Origin of the sequence: Alkalibacillus haloalkaliphilus C5, from assembly GCF_000269905.1 — a bacterium.
Classification (GTDB): Bacteria; Bacillota; Bacilli; order Bacillales; family Alkalibacillaceae; genus Alkalibacillus; species Alkalibacillus haloalkaliphilus_A.
Genome location: NZ_AKIF01000157.1, coordinates 1 through 6,662, shown reverse-complemented (window position 1 = coordinate 6,662; position 6,662 = coordinate 1). Strand labels below are relative to the sequence as shown.

General features: G+C 37.3%; 8 protein-coding genes. All 8 read left to right on the top strand.

The genetic code is table 11. The annotated features are described in order from the left end of the window. Nucleotides 1-183: hypothetical protein (locus A194_RS19505; protein WP_029425294.1), on the top strand; the 183-nt coding region annotated here is incomplete at its 5' end. 2 nt (nt 184-185) lie between these two features. After that, on the top strand, nt 186-557 hold the full coding sequence (locus A194_RS18570; protein WP_017187378.1) for a PucR family transcriptional regulator: 372 nt from the start codon (nt 186-188) through the stop codon (nt 555-557). Between the two features lie 115 nt (nt 558-672). Continuing rightward, on the top strand, nt 673-2,085 hold the full coding sequence (locus A194_RS0113655) for an FAD-binding oxidoreductase (protein ID WP_029425293.1): 1,413 nt from the start codon (nt 673-675) through the stop codon (nt 2,083-2,085). Then, nucleotides 2,082-3,404: a (Fe-S)-binding protein gene (locus tag A194_RS0113650; protein WP_017187376.1), complete on the top strand. Its 1,323-nt coding sequence runs from the start codon at nt 2,082-2,084 to the stop codon at nt 3,402-3,404. Before A194_RS0113655 ends, A194_RS0113650 begins: the two co-directional genes overlap by 4 nt. 21 nt (nt 3,405-3,425) lie before the next feature. Further along, nucleotides 3,426-4,427 (top strand): DctP family TRAP transporter solute-binding subunit, encoded by a 1,002-nt coding sequence (locus A194_RS0113645; protein ID WP_017187375.1) that lies wholly within the window; start codon nt 3,426-3,428, stop codon nt 4,425-4,427. A 24-nt stretch (nt 4,428-4,451) separates the two neighbouring features. Then, on the top strand, nt 4,452-4,934 hold the full coding sequence (locus A194_RS0113640; protein WP_017187374.1) for a TRAP transporter small permease: 483 nt from the start codon (nt 4,452-4,454) through the stop codon (nt 4,932-4,934). Next, complete coding sequence (locus A194_RS0113635; protein WP_017187373.1) at nt 4,931-6,265, top strand: TRAP transporter large permease; 1,335 nt, start codon at nt 4,931-4,933, stop codon at nt 6,263-6,265. The genes A194_RS0113640 and A194_RS0113635 overlap by 4 nt, the downstream gene beginning before the upstream one ends. 23 nt (nt 6,266-6,288) lie before the next feature. Next, nucleotides 6,289-6,662 (top strand): SDR family oxidoreductase (locus A194_RS0113630; protein ID WP_017187372.1); only part of this gene is annotated, 374 nt, incomplete at its 3' end.

Below are 6,662 nucleotides of genomic sequence, written 5' to 3'. Positions count from 1 at the left end.
CTTGGCAGTCTCAGACAGACATTAATTATTCGTTGGGGGCAAGATCGAATTTTATTCCTGATAGAGCAAGAAGATGAGCTTGTTTTAAAGTCTCGTCTTAAACGTTTTAAGAAAGAGTTGGAAAAATTATTTGATGAGAGTGTTGCAATTGGAGTTGGCAGTCTCAGCGATCTGAAAATTTAAAAGTGTCGCTGCAACAAGCGGAACGAGCCTGTGCAGTCTCACTTAAAACGAAAGATGTTGTGTTTGATGGAGATCTCCGGCTAGAGCTGTTGCAACAAGTGTTGGATTCTAGTGTTAAAAGAGAGTTTGTTAAACGTACAATTAATCCAATAAAAGGTCAAGATGTGTATCTAGAAACAATAAGTGCTTGGTTTAAAAATGACTTATCACGTCATAAAACAGCTGAATATTTATACATTCACAAAAATACTCTTGATTATAGATTGAGAAAGATTGAACAGTTAACAGACTTGGATTTAAGAAGTGTTCACCATATTACATTACTCTATTTAGGGTATCGATTTTTATATGAAGATACAAAAAAGAGAGCTTAAAAGCTCTTTTTTTTGTGTTTTAATACATTGATTTAAGAACATTCAGAATAATATAATTAGTCTAACAACGTTGTAAACGGTTTCATTGTTTAAAACAGGAAGGAGGGGGACGGATATTTTAAACCGAGATTTTATACAAAAATTAGAAGAAATATCCGGTGTTGAAAATATTAAAACATCAACAGCAGCAAGATTATCTTACTCTTATGATGCTACTGCAGGATTTCAATCTATGCCGGATTTAATTATATCTCCCCGAAACACAAGTGAAGTTTCACAAATTGTAAAGTTATGTAATGAACAGGGTGTTCCCATTGTACCTAGGGGATCTGGTACAAACTTAGCAGCAGGTACAACACCAACAAAAGGTGGGGTTGTCTTAATATTTAACAACATGGATCAAATAGTTGAGCTTGATGAGGAAAATTTAACATTAACAGTTGAGCCTGGTGTTCTTACTGAGACAGTTCATGGCTATGTAGAAGACAACGGCTTGTTTTATCCACCTGACCCGAGTTCAGGTAAAATATCGACGATTGGCGGTAACATTAGCGAAAACTCAGGTGGGTTACGAGGGTTAAAATATGGTGTCACAAAAGATTATGTCTTAGCTCTAGAAGCTGTACTACCCAATGGGGACATTATATATACTGGTGGGAAACTAGCAAAAGATGTCGCTGGCTATGATTTTAAAAGCTTACTAGTTGGGTCAGAAGGGACTTTAGCAATTGTTACTCAGGCAACGCTTAAGCTCATTCCTAAGCCGCCATCTAAACAAACAATGGTTGTGATTTATAAATCTATGGAAGAAGCAGCAGAGGCGATATCAGCCATTCTTGCTAACCGAATAATTCCAGCAACTTTAGAGTTTATGGATCAAGAAACGATTCGTGTAGTTGAAGATTATAAACAAATAGGTTTGCCAACAGACTGTGAAGCGTTATTACTTATAGAACAGGACGGTCCTGAGGCAGTAGTTGCAAATGACATTGAAAAGATCAATGAAATTTGTCAGTGGTTTGGAGCGATTAGTATTACACGAGCAGCCAATGAACAAGAAGCAGAGTCGTTACGGAGAGCTCGTAAAGACGCGTTGTCATGTTTAGCCCAGTTAACACCTACAACTATATTGGAAGATGCAACTGTACCAAGATCTGAAATTGCTAAAATGGTTAAGGCTATTACCGAGACAGCAGAAAAGTATAATGTAAGAATTCAAACTTTTGGCCATGCTGGTGATGGAAATTTACATCCAACATGTGTAACAGATGAACGAAATAAAGAGGAAATTGAGCGAGTAGAGCAAGCCTTTGCAGAGATTTTTCAAATTGCTGTTGATATGGGTGGCACGATCACAGGAGAGCATGGTGTAGGTGAAATGAAATCATCTTACTTAGAGTGGAAGATTGGTAGAGAAGGTATAGAGTTGATGAAATCGATCAAAAAAGCGATTGACCCCAATAATATTATGAACCCAGGAAAGATGTTCGCTAAATCTACTAAAAAGCGTGTGGTGGTTTCAAGATGAGCACTTTAGAAATGCAAGAAAAAATACAACAAGGTTTTCAAGAAGAGATTGAAGAAACGAAGCTGCTTGATTGTATGCGCTGCGGTTTTTGTTTACCGGCATGTCCTACATATGTTCATTCTAATTACGATGAAACACAGTCCCCTCGTGGCAGAATTGCTCTAATGAAAGCAGTCAGAGATGGTGATATTCCCTTTGATGGATCTGTAGAAGAGTCGATTGACTTGTGTTTAGGATGTCGAGCATGTGAACCCGCATGTCCAGCTGGGGTTGAATATGGGTCATTACTAGAGAGCGCAAGAAACGTTATACAACGAGAAACGAATGCTCCTATTAAAGAAAAGGCAGCGAGAAAAGTAGCTTTTGATTACTTGTTTCAAAACCAAAGTGTAATGGAGAAAGCTACAAGTTTTGTAAAGTTTTATCAACGCTCTGGTTTGCAAACGCTTACAAGGAAGATGGGTATTCTATCATTCTTTCCATCTACAATGAAAGAGATGGAAAAAGTGATTCCAAGGATAGAAAAAAGTAATGTCAAAAAGGGGATGGTTTATGAGGGTAAAAGTAAAAAGACGAAGGTTGCTTTCTTCACAGGTTGTTTAATGGATACGATGTTTGCCAAAACAAATGAAGCGACGATTAATGTTTTACAAGAGCTTGGTTGTGATGTATGGGTACCTGAGAATCAAGTTTGTTGTGGGGCACTTCAAGGACATAGTGGAGAATTAGAAAAAGCAAGAGAAAATGCAAAGGTTAATTTACGACAGTTTTTGGCTGAGGATGTAGATTACATCGTCAATAATGCTGGAGGTTGTGGAGCCTTTCTTTCTGAGTATGATCACTTATTAGAAGGTGAAGATTATGAGCTATTAGAGCAGGCAAAGCAATTTTCGCGTAAGTCAATTGATATTACACAACTAGTTTATGAATTAGGCATTACGAAAGAAGCTTTAACTTATAAACAACAAAGTACCGTTACAGTAACATACCAGGATTCTTGTCATTTGAGAAATGTGAGCCGAGTTAAAGATGCACCTAGGGAAATTTTGAAAGCTATTAACAATGTTCATTATGTAGAATTGGAAGGTTCAGACCATTGTTGCGGCTCTGCTGGCATATACAATTTATCTCAGCCAGAAATGTCTATGAAAATTCTTGATGACAAGATGGAGTATGTTAATGAAACACAAGCACGAATCTTGGTTACGACAAATCCTGGTTGTCTATTGCAGATGAAACTTGGTATAGAGCGAGAAGGGTTATCTGACCAAATGGAAGCCATGCATTTAATAGATTTTATTCATGACTATATTCTTTAAAAATTAGGGGAGGAACATGAAATGAAGAGGTTTTCTATTTTAGTCTTGTTAGTTGTTTTATCCATTTTTTTAGTTGCGTGTGATGAAGAGGGGGCTGCTGCTGGAGAAGAGAGCCATGATTTGCAGATGTCAGTTACAGTTGCTGAATCTTCTACTTGGTTTGAAGCGGCAGAAAAATTAGCAACAGATATTGAAGAAGAAACAGAAGGTCGTATAACAATTGATGTTTATCCAAATGAAGAGTTATCTGGTGGGGACTCAGGGCAAGCTGTTGAGTTGTTATCAAGAGGAAATATCGACTTAACTTTTAACTCTACGATTATTTATTCGATCTTAGACGACAGGTTTGGTGTTGCTAGTGCTCCATTCTTGTTCAGAGATCACGATGAGGTTGATGAAGTGTTTAATGGTGAAGGTGGAGAGATGTTACAAGACATCTTGAGAGAAATTGGTGTAGAGCCTTTAGGTTACGGTGAAAATGGTTTCCGCCAAGTAACAAATAACGAACATGAGATTACGTCGCCAGAGGACATCGATGGATTAGGTATCCGTATTCCTGGTATCACGATGTATACAGACTTATGGAGAGAGTTAGGTGCTGACCCATCTACTATGACATTCTCTGAAGTATTTACATCATTACAACAAGGAGCTATTGATGGTCAGGAGAATCCAATTGACGTTATTTATTCTTCTCGTTTAGATGAAGTACAAGATTACACTACAATGTGGAACTACTCTTACGACCCGCTAGTATTAGGAATGAACCAAGAGCTTTTCCAGTCGTTGAGTGAAGAAGATCAAGAGTTATTTGCTCGTTTAGGGCAAGAGGCTGCAGAGCATCAGGTTGAACTAGCAAGAGAAAGAGAAGCTGAGCAAATTGAAGAACTAGAAGAGCGTGGCATGCAATTCTACTATCCAACAGAAGAAGAGTTAGATGCATTTCTAGAAGCGGTACAACCCATTTATGATGACTTTGAAGATGTGTGGGGTGCTGACTTACTAGAAGCGTTTACACCTTAAAGCGGTTAGAAGGGGGAATAAGGCATGGCTCGGTGGTTGAATAACATTGAAGAGTTTATAGTGGTTTCCGTATTAGCGGTCATGTCCATTATCGCTTTTACAAATGTCTTGACGAGAAACGTATTAGGAATTTCATTATCGTTTACAGAAGAAGTGACAGTAAACTTGTTTGTATTATTAACCTTTGTAGGAGCAGCCATAGGTGTCCGTAAACATGCGCACCTAGGCTTTACTTTAATTTTTGATATTGCACCAAAAAATTTAAAGAAAGTCATATCAATCGTTGTTACTCTTATATCCGTTTTCTTTTTTTTGACAATTGCTTACTTCGGGTATGAAATGATTGAGTTTCAAAGGATGATCAATAGTACGACACCAGCATTAGGATGGCCAAGATGGCTGTTCTCACTTGCATTACCAATAGGTGCGGCGCTGTGCATCATACGAACAATACAAATGTTTATATTAGAGTGGCGTAGTATTAACGGTGAGGGGGTCGAAGAATGACAATCATTTTATTATTTGGACTGTTTTTCTTACTAGTTTTATTAAAAGTTCCAATCGCCATTGCCATTGGAACGACCTCTGTAATCGTGTTGTTCTCTTTAGGTGGTATGACGAGTGTTAATACTATGTCAAACATTATGTATACGAGTATTTCAACATTTACATTATTAGCAATTCCGTTCTTTATATTAGCTGGTGTCATTATGGAGTATGCAGGAATTTCAAGGAGATTGATTAGCTTTGCGCAAACCTTAGTAGGTAATGTGAGGGGTGGAATTGTATTTATAACCGTGATTACGGCTTTGTTTTTTGCTGCAATCTCCGGTTCAGGTCCAGCTACAGTTGCGGCAATTGGAGGTATTTTAATTCCTGCAATTGTAAAAAACGGATATCGAAAAGATACAGCAGCATCTTTAGTTGCAAGTTCAGGTTCAATAGGTATTATTGTTCCACCTAGTATTGCTTTTATCGTTTTTGCAGTAGTTGCAGGTGACCAAATAGACGTTACGATCGGTAGGCTTTTTATAGCAGGTATTGTACCTGGAATACTACTAGCGATTGCTTTTGTCATTACAGCATTAATTATAAAATGGCGTGATGATCAAAAGCTGCTCCCTGCCAAAGAAGAAGTGAAACCTGTAAAGAACTACGAAAGAAGTGGTTTAAGAGATATCGGAAAGTCTTTCTTATCAGCTTTTTGGGGTTTGTTAATTCCAATCATTATATTAGGTGGTATTTATGGTGGAATATTCACACCAACAGAAGCAGCGGTTGTAGCTGTCTTTTATGGCTTGTTTATTGGTATGTTCGTTTACCGAGAACTATCTATTAAAAAGTTGTATAACGTATTTGTAGATGCATCGGTTCAAACAGCTGTCGTTATGTTTATTGTGAGTTCAGCTTCATTATTTGCTTACATAATCACTTCAGAGAGAATAGCTAGGCAAATCGCTGATTCATTATTATTTATAACGGAAAACCCTATTATAATTTTATTATTAATTAACTTAATGCTCTTAGTTGCAGGTGCATTTATAGATGCAATTTCAGCTTTTTATATTTTTGTTCCAATCATTTTACCGATTGCATTATTTTTAGATATGGACCCAACAGTTATTGGTGTGTTTATGACTCTAAACTTAGCAATTGGTCTATTTACACCGCCAGTTGGATTGAACTTATATGTTGCGGCAGGTATAACGAAACTGCCTATATCACAAGTTTCCAAGGCGATTTTACCTTTCTTAATTTCAGCTATAGTGGTCTTAATTTTAGTAACATTTATCCCGGGAATTTCTACATTTTTACCGGATTTAATTGGAATTGATTAGTTAAGAAGAAGGATGTGTTAATAATGAGTGTCAAAGGACAAACGGCAATAATAACTGGAGCAGCTGGTGGAATCGGTGCAGCTTCAGCTATTAAACTAGCAGAACAAGGTTCGAATATAAGTTTAGTCGACCTAAAATCATGTGAGGAAACGATTGAATTCATTAAGCAAGCGAATCCTAGTGTGGGTGTAATTGAAATGATTGGAAACATTCGTGAAGAGTCGTTCGTTAAAAGTGTCGTCGACAATACAGTTGAAAGCTTTGGTGGCGTTCAAATTCTAGTGAATAATGCTGGGACTTGTGGACGTGTTGATATTGAAGATATGACTGATGAAATATGGGACCGTGATTTAGAAACAAATGTGAAGGCTGCATTTAACTTTATGAAAGCCGTTAT

Excerpts from the sequence above, each read along its gene's own strand:
- A194_RS0113650 (WP_017187376.1), top strand. The coding sequence starts at position 2,082 with ATGAGCACTTTAGAAATGCAAGAAAAAATACAACAAGGTTTTCAAGAA.
- A194_RS0113645 (WP_017187375.1), top strand. The coding sequence starts at position 3,426 with ATGAAGAGGTTTTCTATTTTAGTCTTGTTAGTTGTTTTATCCATTTTT.
- A194_RS0113635 (WP_017187373.1), top strand. The coding sequence starts at position 4,931 with ATGACAATCATTTTATTATTTGGACTGTTTTTCTTACTAGTTTTATTA.
- A194_RS0113640 (WP_017187374.1), top strand. The coding sequence starts at position 4,452 with ATGGCTCGGTGGTTGAATAACATTGAAGAGTTTATAGTGGTTTCCGTA.